This window comes from Pseudomonas sp. NPDC078416 (assembly GCF_050268485.1).
Classification (GTDB): domain Bacteria; phylum Pseudomonadota; class Gammaproteobacteria; order Pseudomonadales; family Pseudomonadaceae; genus Aquipseudomonas.
On the sequence record NZ_JBNNGV010000019.1, the window covers coordinates 1 to 14,257 of the forward strand.

Annotated in this window: 12 protein-coding genes; all 12 read right to left on the reverse strand. The window is 60.0% G+C overall.

Features of this window, described 5'->3' with window-relative positions; all coding sequences use genetic code 11:
- Positions 1-1,583 (reverse strand): NADH-quinone oxidoreductase subunit C/D (gene nuoC, locus ACQKEN_RS16710; protein WP_427687126.1); only part of this gene is annotated, 1,583 nt, incomplete at its 3' end.
- A 74-nt stretch (positions 1,584-1,657) separates the two neighbouring features.
- Positions 1,658-2,332, reverse strand: a complete 675-nt coding sequence (locus ACQKEN_RS16715; RefSeq protein WP_065989126.1) for a NuoB/complex I 20 kDa subunit family protein — start codon at positions 2,330-2,332, stop codon at positions 1,658-1,660.
- 10 nt (positions 2,333-2,342) lie between these two features.
- On the reverse strand, positions 2,343-2,756 hold the full coding sequence (locus ACQKEN_RS16720) for an NADH-quinone oxidoreductase subunit A (RefSeq protein ID WP_037008823.1): 414 nt from the start codon (positions 2,754-2,756) through the stop codon (positions 2,343-2,345).
- A 488-nt stretch (positions 2,757-3,244) separates the two neighbouring features.
- On the reverse strand, positions 3,245-4,570 hold the full coding sequence (gene aceA / locus ACQKEN_RS16725; protein WP_427687129.1) for an isocitrate lyase: 1,326 nt from the start codon (positions 4,568-4,570) through the stop codon (positions 3,245-3,247).
- A gap of 637 nt (positions 4,571-5,207) precedes the next feature.
- Positions 5,208-5,996, reverse strand: a complete 789-nt coding sequence (locus ACQKEN_RS16730) for a secretin N-terminal domain-containing protein (protein WP_427687131.1) — start codon at positions 5,994-5,996, stop codon at positions 5,208-5,210.
- Positions 5,997-6,160: 164 nt separating this feature from the next.
- The gene (locus ACQKEN_RS16735; RefSeq protein WP_427687133.1) at positions 6,161-6,586 is read right to left on the reverse strand and encodes a GNAT family N-acetyltransferase; all 426 of its coding nucleotides are present in this window, start codon (positions 6,584-6,586) and stop codon (positions 6,161-6,163) included.
- Complete coding sequence (locus ACQKEN_RS16740) at positions 6,579-7,745, reverse strand: cupin domain-containing protein (protein ID WP_074892009.1); 1,167 nt, start codon at positions 7,743-7,745, stop codon at positions 6,579-6,581. The genes ACQKEN_RS16735 and ACQKEN_RS16740 overlap by 8 nt, the downstream gene beginning before the upstream one ends.
- 84 nt (positions 7,746-7,829) lie before the next feature.
- Positions 7,830-9,200, reverse strand: coding sequence for an adenylosuccinate lyase (gene purB, locus ACQKEN_RS16745; protein ID WP_410935464.1), 1,371 nt, complete (start codon positions 9,198-9,200; stop codon positions 7,830-7,832).
- A 132-nt stretch (positions 9,201-9,332) separates the two neighbouring features.
- Positions 9,333-9,953, reverse strand: coding sequence for a high frequency lysogenization protein HflD (gene hflD / locus ACQKEN_RS16750; RefSeq protein WP_122536337.1), 621 nt, complete (start codon positions 9,951-9,953; stop codon positions 9,333-9,335).
- A complete protein-coding gene (gene mnmA, locus ACQKEN_RS16755; protein WP_122536338.1) occupies positions 9,953-11,083 on the reverse strand; it encodes a tRNA 2-thiouridine(34) synthase MnmA in 1,131 nt (376 codons plus the stop codon). Before mnmA ends, hflD begins: the two co-directional genes overlap by 1 nt.
- A 93-nt stretch (positions 11,084-11,176) precedes the next feature.
- The gene (locus ACQKEN_RS16760) at positions 11,177-11,617 is read right to left on the reverse strand and encodes an NUDIX hydrolase (protein WP_427687137.1); all 441 of its coding nucleotides are present in this window, start codon (positions 11,615-11,617) and stop codon (positions 11,177-11,179) included.
- Positions 11,618-11,815: 198 nt separating this feature from the next.
- The gene (locus tag ACQKEN_RS16765) at positions 11,816-14,041 is read right to left on the reverse strand and encodes an NADP-dependent isocitrate dehydrogenase (protein ID WP_427687139.1); all 2,226 of its coding nucleotides are present in this window, start codon (positions 14,039-14,041) and stop codon (positions 11,816-11,818) included.
- Between the last annotated feature and the right edge of the window lie 216 nt (positions 14,042-14,257).

The following is a 14,257-nucleotide window of genomic DNA, read 5'->3' on the forward strand; positions in this document are numbered from 1 at the left end:
GAGATTCTGTAACGGCGGGATGGGTGCCCTTGGGGAGTATCGTGCAGGAAGTGCGTGATCAGGGTTTCGATGTGCTGCAGGGTGCGTTCTTTCGGCGGCGGCGTGGTCAGCGGGTGATCCGCCTTGTACGGGCCGGCCGGCATGTTGCGCATGCACTGCTCGATGATTTTCAGGCTCTGGCGCATCTCTTCGACGCGCACGATGCAGCGATCGTAGGCGTCGCCGTCGTGGGCCAGGGGCACTTCGAATTCGAAGTTCTCGTAACCCGAATACGGACGCGCCTTGCGCAGGTCGAAGTCCAGACCGGTCGCGCGCAGGCTGGGCCCGGTGACGCCCCATTCCAGCGCTTCCTTGGTGTTGTACGCGGCAACGCCGACGGTACGACCTTTAAGAATGCTGTTCTGCAGCGCTGCCTTGGTGTACTCGTCCAGACGCTTGGGCATCCAGTCGATGAAGTCCTTGACCAGTTTCTCCCAACCGCGAGGCAGGTCGTGGGCAACGCCGCCGATGCGGAACCAGGCCGGGTGCAGACGGAAACCGGTGACGGCTTCGATCACGGTGTAGGCGCGCTGACGGTCGGTGAACGTGAAGAACACCGGGGTCATGGCGCCCACGTCCTGGATGTAGGTCCCCAGGAACAGCAGGTGGCTGGTGATACGGAAGAACTCGGACATCATGATGCGGATGACGTTGACCCGATCCGGCACGGTGATGCCGGCCAGTTTCTCGACCGAGAGCACGTAAGGCAGGTTGTTCATCACGCCGCCGAGGTAATCGATGCGGTCGGTGTACGGAATGTAGCTGTGCCAGGACTGGCGCTCGGCCATCTTCTCGGCGCCACGGTGGTGGTAACCGATGTCCGGCACGCAGTCGACGATCTCTTCGCCGTCCAGCTGCAGGATGATGCGGAACGCACCGTGGGCCGAAGGGTGGTTCGGGCCCAGGTTGAGGAACATGTAGTCCTCGTTGGTGCCGGAACGCTTCATGCCCCAGTCTTCCGGACGGAAACGCGCGGCTTCCTCTTCCAGTTGCTGCTTGGCGAGGGTCAGGCTGTACGGGTCGAATTCAGTGGCGCGAGCCGGGAAATCCTTGCGCAGCGGGTGACCTTCCCAGGTCGGCGGCATCATGATGCGGGTCAGGTGCGGGTGGCCCGGGAAGTCGATCCCGAACATGTCCCACACTTCACGCTCGTACCAGTTGGCGTTCGGCCAGATACCGGTCACGGTGGGCATGCTCAGGTCGCTTTCGGAGAGCGCGACCTTGATCATCACGTCACTGTTACGTTCTATCGACATCAGGTGATAGAACACGGTGAAATCGGCATCCGGCAAGCCGCGGCGCTTGGTACGCAGGCGTTCGTCGACGCCGTGCAGGTCGTAAAGCATCACGTACGGCTTGGGCATCTGACGCAGGAAGGTCAGAATTTCAATCAGCCGCGCACGTTGCACCCACAGCACAGGCATGCCAGTGACGGTGGACTGGGCGCTGAAGGCTTCAGCGCCAAAACGGTTATGGAGTTCAACGACGACTTCTTGGTCGTCAGCCTTGTGAGGCGGGATGTACAGAGCGGTGTCTGCAGTCATAGGTCTCGATCGCTATCGGTCAACGTACAGAATGAACCCAGGTTCAGGCTTCTTTTTGTAAAAGAAAAACTGGATCAGACTTCGTCGGGGCTGCGCAGGTTGGTCACCGCAATACGCTGTTCGCGGCGCTGTTCCTTCTGCGACGGCATCTCGGCGCGATAAACGCCCTGGTCACCGACGACCCAGGAAAGGGGACGACGCTCCTGGCCAATGGATTCCTGCAGCAGCATCAAGCCTTGCAGAAACGCCTCTGGACGGGGCGGGCAGCCGGGCACGTAAACATCCACAGGGAGGAATTTATCCACGCCCTGAACCACGGAATAGATGTCGTACATGCCACCGGAGTTGGCACAGGCGCCCATGGAAATGACCCACTTGGGCTCCAGCATTTGCTCATAAAGACGCTGGATGATAGGGGCCATCTTCAGAAACGGTGTGCCGGCGATCACCATGAAATCCGCCTGACGCGGCGATGCCCGGATCACTTCGGCACCAAAGCGCGCGATGTCGTGGGGCGCCGTGAAGGCGGTGGTCATTTCCACATAGCAGCACGACAGACCGAAGTTGTACGGCCAGAGGGAGTTCTTGCGACCCCAGTTGACGGCACCGTTCAGTACGTCTTCGAGCTTGCCCATGTAGATGTTTTTGTGGACTTGGTCTTCTAACGGATCGGAAACGACTTCGCGTTCGCCGATGGGGTACTGCTCGTTAGGAGCATCCGGGTCGATCCTGGTGAGATTATATTGCATTGCCAAAGCCTCATTGTTTTAGCTTCGCCTGCCGGTTACGACGACCAACGGGAGCCCAATCGAGCGCCCCTACCCGCCATAGGTAGACAAGACCTGCCAACAGAATTGCTATGAAAACGAGCGCTTCGGCGAAGCCGGTCCAGCCGCTTTCGCGGACGGACACAGACCAGGCGTACAGAAAGAGGGCTTCAATGTCGAAAATCACGAACAGCATCGCGACCAGATAGAATTTTGCCGAGAGCCGCAGACGGGCGCCACCGGTGGGCAGCATGCCGGATTCGAACGGTTCGTTCTTGCTGCGGCCCCAGGCTTTGGAACCCAGCAGGCTGGAGAGGCCGAGCATGAAGGCGCAGAGGCCGACGACACCAAGGAGAAACACGGCGAAGCCCCAATTGTGGGCAATCAATCCTGTCGAGTCGGGCATGCTGGCAGTCCTTAACAGAGAGCAAAGGTCTCTGGGCTTGAAAGAAGTAGAAGCAGTGACGATATGTCGCAGTGCGATCAATCCCGGGATTTTATGTGCAAAAGGAGGGCAAGTAAATTTTCTGCATCAAATTTATTCGCAGGATTAATGAGATAGGTCACGGTTTTCATGCTCAGCCCCAGCGGGGACGGGCATCCAAGAGGGTTTGGAGAAATATGTTTCGCACAACGGAGAGACAGTACAGCGCGGCTTAAATGATAATAAATATCATTTGGCGGCTGTGTTTGATGTGTGTCACAGGAACGTGACGAAGTTCCCGATTAATTACCCGGGAGAAGAAGTCGGTAATTGATTGTGTGGTTAATTAACTTTTACGCGCTGATTTGAGTTGTCTATCGTTAATAGTTGACTGGCATCGTAGGTTAAATCGGCCGCTGTCATGAGAAAGCCGCCCGAAGGCGGCCTCTGAATCCCCACTCTATGGTGGCTTAATGGAACTGTTCTTCTTCCGTCGAGCCCGTCAGTGCAGTTACCGAAGACTTGCCCCCTTGAATGACCGTGGTCATGTCATCGAAGTAACCGGTGCCCACTTCCTGCTGGTGCGCCACGAAGGTGTAGCCCTTGGCGGCGTCGGCAAACTCCTGCTCTTGCAGTTTCACGTAGGCGGTCATGTCGTTGCGGGCGTAGTCATGTGCCAGGTTGAACATGCTGTGCCACATGTTGTGGATGCCGGCCAGTGTGATGAACTGATGCTTGTAGCCCATTGCCGACAACTCGCGCTGGAATTTGGCGATGGTCGCGTCGTCCAGGTTCTTCTTCCAGTTGAAGGAAGGCGAGCAGTTGTACGACAGCAACTGATCCGGGTATTCCTTCTTGATCGCTTCGGCGAAGCGACGGGCCTCGTCCAGATCCGGCTTGGCGGTTTCACACCAGATCAGATCGGCATACGGCGCATACGCCAGGCCGCGAGCAATCGCCTGGTCCAGACCGGCGCGTACTTTGTAGAAGCCTTCCGGCGTGCGAGTGCCGGTGACGAACGGCTGGTCATACGGGTCGCAGTCCGACGTCAGCAAGTCCGCCGCGTTGGCGTCGGTGCGCGCCAGAATGATGGTCGGCACGCCGGCCACGTCAGCCGCCAGACGGGCGGCCACCAGTTTCTGTACGGCCTCCTGGGTGGGGACCAGCACCTTGCCGCCCATATGGCCGCATTTTTTCACCGAGGCCAGCTGGTCTTCGAAGTGCACACCGGCAGCGCCTGCCTCGATCATGCTCTTCATCAGTTCGTAGGCGTTGAGCACGCCGCCGAAACCGGCTTCAGCGTCGGCAACGATCGGCGCGAAATAATCGATATAGCCTTCGTCACCCGGGTTCTTGCCGGCTTTCCACTGGATCTGGTCCGCGCGGCGGAACGAGTTATTGATCCGCTTGACCACGGTTGGCACCGAGTCCACCGGGTACAGCGACTGATCGGGGTACATCGATTCGGCAGAGTTATTGTCCGCAGCGACTTGCCAGCCAGACAGGTAGATCGCCTGGATGCCGGCTTTGACTTGTTGCACGGCCTGGCCACCGGTGAGGGCGCCCATGCAGTTGACGAAATCCTTGTCGGGACGGAAGGACGGCTTGGCCCCCTGGGTCACCAGCTTCCACAGCTTGTCAGCGCCCAGCTTTGCAAACGTGTGTTCAGGCTGAACCGAGCCACGCAGGCGGACGACGTCAGCAGCGGAGTAGGTGCGGGTTACGCCTTTCCAGCGTGGATTCTCGGCCCAGTCTTTCTCGATGGCTGCAATTTGTTGTTCGCGTGTCAGTGCCATGGGGTAAACCTCGTTGCTTGGTGTTGTGGGTCTTGAGGTGAAGCTCCTTGCTTCGCCGGCGCCGGTCTTTCTTCAAGGCGCACTGATGGCTGCTCACTGAATCGGAAAGCATGGTTTCTCAGTCAGATTTTTTTCGCCATCAGGATGATGAGGCGATGAAGCCGCCTTTTGGACGGAAATGACGCTAATCGGCACGAACATGATGAGTTCGGGCGCGATCAGGAGGCGTTCTGCACAACCTCCGATCAGCGGGAGCGAGGCCATCATGCCTCGGCAATTTTGCCTCGTCAAACACTTTGTAGTGCTTTTTAGGTCGCACTACATCTTTCATCTAATGCGACTTGTCGGTCAGTTTCGGGCGGGCAAGTGCTGGAAGGGGAAGTCACCGTGAATACGGGGCGGTCACGGGAGAGGGACTAGATGTAGTGCCGGATCGGGCACTACATTTATCAGTGAGGCCGTTGAGTCTCAGGATCGATGTCATTACCCACGTCTGGTGCGAAATGTATAGGACCCGGCTGCTGGCGAATCCATTGTGTCAGGCAGCATATGCGCACCTGACCCAACGCGTTCGCCAGCAAGCCGGCCCCTACAGATTGCAGGGCGTCGATTCAGTGGAGGCGTAAACGATGTCCCCTCAATCCAGGCTGTCGACCTTCACCCGCAGTTGCATGTCGTTGCTGCCCTGTGTCGAGTAGCGTCGGACGACGCCATGCTCGTCGGCGCGAGACTGATCGCTGGCGCCGGCCAGCGTGATCCACTCACCCAGCCGACCGCTGACTTGCGTGTCGGTGCTTTGCACCTTGATCGCGTCAGCCTGTTGCTGGCTCATGCGGTCATTGTTGGTGCTGATGCTCAGGTGGACGATGTCGCCGGTGACCGTCGCCGTGACATAGAAGCCCTGGGTCACATTTCGATACTGCGTGTTGGTCTGCGGGTAGCCATAGCCATCGGACTGCACCGAGGTGATCGGGATGCTCTGGCCCATCTGAATCAGCGCCGGCGTCCCTTCGTTGGCCTGAACCTGTTGTACGCCACCCTCGCGGCTGGCGGTACCGTAATTCTGGATGCGCGTCCGGCCGTCGGCGCTGATGCGTCCGTCCTGCGAACGCACGGTGCCGTTGACCGAGTAACCCTGGTCGCTCTGGACCGTGCTGTCACTGGTGTCGACGCTGATCATCAGCCGCTTGGGCGCGGTGTCGAGTTGCCCGAGAAGATCGCGCAGTTCGCTGATCTTGTCCGGTTCGGCGTTGACGATCAGCTTGTTGCCATAGGCATTGACGCTGCCTTCATTGCCCAGAAACGACTTCACGGTGGGCAGCAAGTCATCGCTGGTGCGGTAATTCAGGGGGATGACTTCAGTGGCGGCCGCGGCCGTGAAGCTGCAAGCCATCAGCAGTGAAGCGAGCAGGGTGCGTAATGACATCGATGTGGTCTCCGCAAAAGGCGCGTCTGAACGACGAGTTTGCCAGTTTGTCGGCCCGCGCAGCACCAAGTTGAATTGCCGACAGCAAAACGCCCCGGCGATCGCGTTCCAGCATAGGCAACTGAAGCGCGAGCAGCGGGGCGCAGAGATGTCGCAATGGGCAATCAGTGCGAGTTACGCACCATGTCCACGTGGGGCAGGCCGGCTTCGAGGAACTCGTCGCTGACCACGGTAAAGCCAAAACGCTCGTATAACGCTGTGGCATGAACCTGCGCGCTAAGCCGCTGCTGTTTCAGATCGCGGCGCTCTGCTTCGGCGAGGATGGCAGTGATCAGCGCCTCGCCCACGTTCAAACCGCGCCAGTCTTTCAGCACGGACAGGCGGCCAAACTCACCATCGGCGAGCAAGCGCGCGGTGCCCACCGCGTAATCGCCTTCCAGTGCCAGAAAATGCAGGGCGCCTGCATCTTCCGAGTCCCATTCCAGTTCAGGCGGCACCGACTGCTCGGACACGAATACAGCGTCGCGAATGCGCCGGATGTCGGCGTTGTCTTTCTGCCAGTCGGCTACCCGTACGTGGATCTTATTCATCAGCAAACCCCAGACTTCCTTGTTTGACCAGCTCACAGAGCAGGTTACGTCCATCGTCATCTGCCAGCCATTGGCCCAGATTGTCGATGTGCAGCGCATCGGCCGCGCAGATCATTTTCAGCAGTTCACGCAGATGGCCCGGCAACAGACGGCTCTGACCGCTGGCGAACAGCAGCAGGTCGTCGTCGACTTCCGACCACGCCAGTCGCGCGCTCGGGTTGCGGATCAGCACGGCGCCCTGTTCCAGGCTGTCGAGCAGCTCGCTCTCGGCCAGTTCCGGGCCAACCACCAGCTCGGGATAACGAGGCTCGGTCATGAACTGGCCAAACCAGGTCAGCAGCAGGCGCTCGTCACCCATGTGCTCGGCCAGCAAGCCCTTAAGGCGGTCGAGTGCATCATGTTGAATCTGATGCGGATCGCTGACCGGTTGCGCGTCGGCGTCGGTGTAGCGTTCTTCTTCAGGCATGAACTGGCTGAGGAAGTCGGTGAAGTGGGTCAGTACTTCGGCGGCGCTTGGCGCGCGGAAGCCCACCGAGTAGGTCAGGCATTCATCTACCGCGACACCACAGTGGGCCAGGCGCGGGGGCAGGTAGAGCATGTCGCCCGGCTCCAGCGTCCACTCGTCGGTACCCTGGAAGTCGGCGAGGATGCGCAGGTCGGCGTGCTCGAGCAGTTTGCTCTCGGAGTCGCACATCTGGCCGATCTGCCAGTGACGCTTGCCGTGGCCCTGCAGCAGGAACACGTCGTAGTTGTCGAAATGCGGACCCACGCTGCCGCCCGGCGCGGCGTAGCTGATCATCACGTCATCGATGCGCCAGCTTGGCAGGAAGCGGAAGTTTTCCAGCAGTTCGCTGACTTCAGGCACGAACTGATCCACAGCCTGGACCAGCAGGGTCCACTCGCGCTCCGGCAGTTTGCTGAAGTCGTCCTCGGCGAACGGACCGCGACGCAGCTCCCACGGACGCTCGCCTTTCTCGAGGACCAGGCGCGATTCAACTTCTTCTTCCAGCGCCAGGCCGGCCAGTTCGTCGGCGTCGATCGGGCTCTGGAAATCCGGAATGGCCTGACGGATCAGCAAAGGTTTCTTCTGCCAGTAGTCGCGCAGGAACTCGCGCGCTGTGATGCCACCTAGGAGCTGAAGAGGGATGTCAGGATTCATGTGTAACCTATTGAAAAAACGAGTTTTTACGACGGGAATAAAAACGCCCGGCTCAGCCGGGCGTTCAGAGCGGGTGCCGTGCAGTCAGATGCGCTTGGCTTGCGCGACAGCGTTGCCGATGTAGTTCGCCGGCGTGAGCTTCTTCAGCTCGGCCTTGGCTTCGGCAGGCATGTCCAGACCGTCGATGAAGGTCAGCAGCGCTTCAGGACCAATGCCCTTGCCGCGCGTCAATTCCTTGAGCTTCTCGTACGGGTTCTCGATGTCGTAGCGACGCATGACCGTCTGGATCGGCTCGGCCAGCACTTCCCAGCAGGCGTCCAGATCGGCGGCGATCTTCTGCTCGTTGAGCTCCAGCTTGCCGATGCCTTTCAGGCTCGCCTCGTAGGCAATCACGCTGTGAGCGAAGCCCACGCCCAGGTTGCGCAGCACGGTGGAGTCGGTCAGGTCACGCTGCCAGCGGGAGATCGGCAACTTGCTGGCCAGATGCTGGAACAGCGCGTTGGCGATGCCGAGGTTGCCTTCGGAGTTTTCGAAGTCGATCGGGTTAACCTTGTGCGGCATGGTCGACGAACCGATTTCACCGGCGATGGTGCGCTGCTTGAAATAGCCCAGGGAGATGTAGCCCCAGATGTCGCGGTCGAAGTCGATCAGGATCGTGTTGTAACGGGCGATCGCGTCGAACAGCTCGGCGATGTAATCGTGGGGTTCGATCTGCGTGGTGTAGGGGTTGAAGCCCAGGCCCAGCTCGTCTTCGATGAAGGCGCGGGCGTTGGCTTCCCAGTCGATGTCCGGGTAGGCCGACAGGTGCGCGTTGTAGTTGCCGACGGCGCCGTTGATCTTGCCCAGCAACGGCACGGCAGCGACTTGAGCGATCTGACGCTCCAGGCGGTAAACGACGTTGGCCAGTTCCTTGCCCAGGGTGGTCGGCGAGGCCGGCTGACCGTGGGTGCGCGAGAGCATCGGCACGGCGGCGAAACGGATCGCCAGCTCGCGGATGGACTCGGCTATCTGACGCATCAGCGGCAGCAGCACGGTGTCACGGCCTTCGCGCAGCATCAGCGCGTGGGACAGGTTGTTGATGTCTTCGCTGGTGCAGGCGAAGTGAATGAACTCGCTGACCTTGGCCAGCTCCGGCAACTTCGCAGCCTGCTCCTTGAGCAGGTACTCGATGGCCTTGACGTCATGATTGGTGGTGCGCTCGATCTCTTTGACGCGCTCGGCGTGCTCGAGGGCGAAGTCATTGGCCAGGGCATCGAGGATGGCGTTGGCTTCGGCGGAAAACGCCGGGACTTCAGGGATCTGCGGGTGAGCTGCCAGGCGTTGCAGCCAGCGTACTTCCACCAGGGCGCGGAAACGGATCAGGCCGTATTCGCTGAAAATCGGGCGCAGGGCCTGGGTTTTGCCGGCGTAGCGGCCATCTACAGGGGAAACCGCAGTGAGCGAAGAAAGCTGCATGGGGTGTTCTCGGACTGTCAGGCGACGAAAAGGGGCGCGTATCATACATGAAAATTCCGGTCAGCCGAGGCTGGCTGACCGTTATGAATCGCGCGATGTCGGGTTCGGAGCGGGCTGAATGGCGTTGGTCACTCAGCGGTGAAGCAATGGATACAGTTCTTTCAATAACTTGCGACGGCTGATAACCAGTTGCCAGCGGTGACCGCCCACTTGTCGCCAAAGTCGCGCGCAGCGAATTCCGGCCAGTAACAGTGCGCGGATTTTCGAGGCATTGTTGGGTTGCTGCAGATTGCGCATGTCACCGTGGACCTGAATCCGCTGACGCAAGGTGCTCAGGGTGTCCTGATACAGCGCGCCGCTGGCGGCAATGACGTTCTCGTGAGCGATGCCGAAATGCTCGACCTGGGATTTGATCTGCGGCAGGCGCTTGCCGATGGTGTCGAGCATGTCGTCGCGCTTGGACAGTTGACGCTCCAGGCCCAGCATCGCCAGGGCATAACGCAAGGGTTCCCGCTGCAGCGTGGCCGGATCGCGTTCCAGGGCGCTGGCGAGGGCGCGATAGCCCTCGTGCAGATTGAGGTCGTCGCCACCGAACACGTCCAGCGTGTCTTTCGGGTCCATGACCAGCAGCGTGCCCATCAGGCAACCAACGGCCGCTTCACCGGCCTGGCCGGTCTTGGCGATGCGATCGACCAGCACGGCGGCCTGAAAGACCCCGGCCAGTGCGACAAGTTGTTCCTGAATCGGGGTCATCAACGTGCATCCCTGGTGTGCCACGGCTCGGCGATTTCGATGACGCCGCCACCCAGGCAAACCTCGCCGTCGTAAAACACCACGGACTGGCCCGGCGTTACCGCGCGTTGCGGCTCGTCGAAGGTGGCCCGGTAACCGGTTTCAGTGCGTTCCAGGGTGCAGCGCTGGTCGCTCTGGCGGTAACGCACCTTGGCGGTCAGCTGGCGCGGGCTGCTCAGGTCGATCGGGTTGACCCAGTAGATCTCCGACGCGAGCAGGGCGCGGGAGAACAGCCACGGGTGTTCGTTGCCCTGGCCGACGATCAGCTCGTTGTGCTCCAGGTCCTTGACCAGTACATACCACGGCTCATCGCCGGCATCTTTCAGTCCGCCGATGCCCAGGCCCTGACGCTGGCCGATGGTGTGGTACATCAGGCCGGCATGCCGACCGATGACTTCGCCTTCGGTGGTTTTGATCTCGCCGGGCTGCGCAGGCAGGTATTGCTTGAGGAAGTCGGTGAAACGACGCTCGCCGATGAAGCAAATGCCGGTCGAGTCCTTCTTCTTCGCGGTCGCCAGCTGGTATTTCTCGGCGATGGCGCGCACCTCGGGCTTCTCCAGTTCACCGACCGGAAACAGGGTCTTGGCAATCTGCTCGCCGCCGACGGCATGCAGGAAGTAGCTCTGGTCCTTGTTCGGGTCCAGGCCCTTGAGCAGTTCGGTGCGGCCGTCGATGTCGCGGCGACGCACGTAGTGACCGGTCGCGATCAGGTCGGCGCCGAGCATGAAGGCGTAGTCGAGGAAGGCTTTGAACTTGATCTCGCGGTTGCAAAGGATGTCCGGGTTTGGCGTGCGCCCGGCTTTGTATTCTTCGAGGAAGTGCTCGAAGACGTGATCCCAGTACTCGGCCGCGAAGTTCACGGTGTGCAGTTTGATGCCGATCTTGTCGCACACGGCCTGGGCGTCCGCGAGGTCGTCCATGGCGGTGCAGTATTCCGTTCCGTCGTCTTCTTCCCAGTTCTTCATGAACAGGCCTTCCACCTGATACCCCTGCTCCATGAGCAGAAGCGCGGAGACCGAAGAATCCACGCCGCCGGACATGCCGACAATGACGCGCTTCTTTTCTGTATCGGAAAAGGCTGAATCAGACATAGGAATTCGATTGGGTAGCAGCAGGAAAGGGCGGGATTCTAACAGGGAGTCGGCGCCAAGGCTAAAAGCTATTCAGTTGCGCTGGGCGGCCGGTCAGTCGCGTACAACCTCCAGGCTGTGAATCGGACCTGCGAGGTAGTCATCGATGCATCGCAACACCAGCTCGCTGCGCCAGCGCTCCGGTTGGCTGGCGAGTTCGTCGCGGCTGAACCAGGGCGCGCCGACGATGCCTGTGTCCAGCGCACGCTCGGGGTGGTGCCGCGTCGCTTTGGCTGAAAAACATACGCGCTGGTATGTCACGCCATTACTTGGCGCGGTGTACAGGTAAATGCCGACGACGCCCGTCAGTTCGACGTCCCAGCCGGTTTCTTCCAGGGTTTCGCGGATGGCCGCTTCACGCAGCGTCTCATCAGCCTCCAGGTGACCGGCAGGCTGATTGAGCACCAGCTTGCCGTTTTTCAATTCTTCGACGAACAGAAAACGGCCGTTGTCTTCGATGACGGTTGCGACGGTGATGTGGGGGTGCCAGGTCATTGGGGCTTCTCGTTAATCTGTAGGAGCCATCCGAGTTTACGAGGGTCGCGAAGCGGAGTGTCAGTAAACCGCATTCGCGACCGTCGTAACTTTCGATGGCTTCTACAGGGAGCGGTGTCAGCAAAAAAAAAGCCCCGGCGCAATGGCCAGGGCTTTCTTGTCGCAGTTGGCAGCTTTTCAGCCGCCGACTGGCGCGCCTTACTTCAACGCATTGATCGCGTCGTTCAGGGTCTTGCTTGGGCGCATGGCGTTGCTGGCCAGTTCCGGGGTAGGGAAGTAATAGCCGCCGATGTCCAATGGCTTGCCCTGTACGCTGTTCAGCTCGGCGACGATGGTCGCTTCGTTGTCAGCCAGGGTTTTTGCAAGCTCCGTGAACTTGGCTTGCAGCGCCGTATCTTCGGTCTGTGCCGCCAGAGCCTGAGCCCAGTAGGTGGCCAGGTAGAAGTGGCTGCCACGGTTGTCGATACCGCCGACCTTGCGCGATGGTGACTTGTTGTTGTCCAGGAACTGACCGGTGGCCTTGTCCAGGGCTTTTGCAAGTACCAGCGCTTTCGGGTTGTCGTAGACGTTGCCCAGGTGTTCGAGGGAGGCGGCCAGTGCCAGGAATTCGCCCAGCGAATCCCAGCGCAGGAAGTTCTCTTCGTTCAGCTGTTGAACGTGCTTCGGCGCCGAACCACCTGCGCCGGTTTCGAACAGACCACCGCCACTCATCAGCGGCACGATGGACAGCATCTTGGCGCTGGTGCCCAGTTCCATGATCGGGAACAGGTCGGTCAGGTAGTCGCGCAGCACGTTGCCGGTCACCGAAATGGTGTCCTTGCCCGCACGGATGCGCTCCAGGGAAACCTTCATCGCGTCGACTGGCGACTGGATGCTGATGTCCAGGCCTGCCGTGTCGTGATCCTTCAGGTAGTGCTCGACCTTCTTGATCATCGCCGCGTCGTGGGCGCGCTCAGGGTCCAGCCAGAAAATGGCCGGTGTGCTGCTCAGGCGCGAACGGTTGACGGCCAGTTTGACCCAGTCCTGAATCGGCGCGTCCTTGGTCTGGCACATGCGCCAGATGTCGCCGGCTTCAACGTTCAGCTCCATCAAGACCTGACCCTTGTCGTCGGTCACACGGACCACGCCATCGGTTTCGATCTGGAAGGTCTTGTTGTGCGAGCCGTACTCTTCGGCTTTCTGCGCCATCAGGCCAACGTTTGGCACGCTGCCCATGGTGGTCGGGTCGAAGGCGCCGTGTTGCTTGCAGTCTTCGATCACAGCCTGATAGATGGTCGCGTAGCAACGATCCGGGATCACGGCCTTGGTGTCCTGCAGGACGCCGTCGTTGTTCCACATCTTGCCGGAATCACGAATCATCGCCGGCATCGAGGCGTCGACGATGACGTCGCTCGGCACGTGCAGGTTGGTGATGCCCTTGTCGGAGTTGACCATGGCCAGAGCAGGGCGGGTCGCGTAAACAGCTTTGACGTCCGCTTCGATCTGCGCTTGCTGATCGGCCGGCAGGTCTTTGATGCGGGCGTACAGGTCGCCGATGCCGTTGTGCAGGTTGAAGCCGATTTCTTTCAGGACGTCAGCGTGCTTGTTCAGCGCTTCCTGATAGTACTCGGCGACGAACTCACCAAACATGATCGGGTCCGAGACCTTCATCATGGTGGCTTTCAGGTGCACGGAGAACAGCACGCCCAGCTTCTTGGCGTCTTCGATTTCACGGGCCACGAAAGCGCGCAGGGCTTTCTTGCTCATGACGGCGCAGTCGATGATCTCGCCGGCCAGTACCGAGGTCTTGTCCTTCAGCACGGTGGTGCTGCCGTCTTTGCCGATCAGTTCGATCTTCACGGCGCCAGCGGCTTCGATCAGCGAGGATTTTTCGCTGCCATAGAAATCGCCGTTGTCCATGTGCGCCACGTGGGACTTGGAGTCCGCAGACCAGGCGCCCATTTTGTGCGGGTGCTTGCGCGCGTAGTTCTTGACGGAGAGCGGCGCTCGACGATCAGAGTTGCCTTCACGCAGAACCGGGTTCACGGCGCTGCCTTTGACTTTGTCGTAGCCAGCCTGGGCAACCTTGTCGGCTTCGGTCACGACTTCATCCGGATAATTCGGGATGTCGTAGCCCTTGGCTTGCAGTTCCTTGATCGCGGCCTTCAGTTGGGGAACCGAGGCGCTGATGTTCGGCAGCTTGATGATGTTGGCTTCCGGCGTCGTCGCCAGTTGGCCCAGCTCTGCCAGATCGTCGGAAACCTTCTTGTCACCCAGGCGCTCGGGAAAGCTGGCGAGGATGCGGGCTGCAAGCGAGATATCGCGGGTTTCAACGGCGATGTCAGCGGAGGCGGTGAACGCTTCGATGATAGGCAGCAGTGAGTAGGTGGCGAGGGCTGGCGCTTCGTCAGTGAAGGTGTAGATGATCTTCGAGCGGTTGGACATATTCGGGATAACTCTCTTCTTTGCTGAGCGTACACAAAATTTCGAGATGCGCAGGGTAGGCACTTTCGCCCAAAGTATCGATGAGCCGAAAGTCGAGAATTTCGTCGCGTGATAGGGGGTGCATCAGTCGAGCGTCAAACGGTCGGACCCGGGTAGCGGTCTGGCCTGTCGAGGGCTGAAAGCCTGGCTTCAGGTGGTTCGGCCCCCAATGACCCA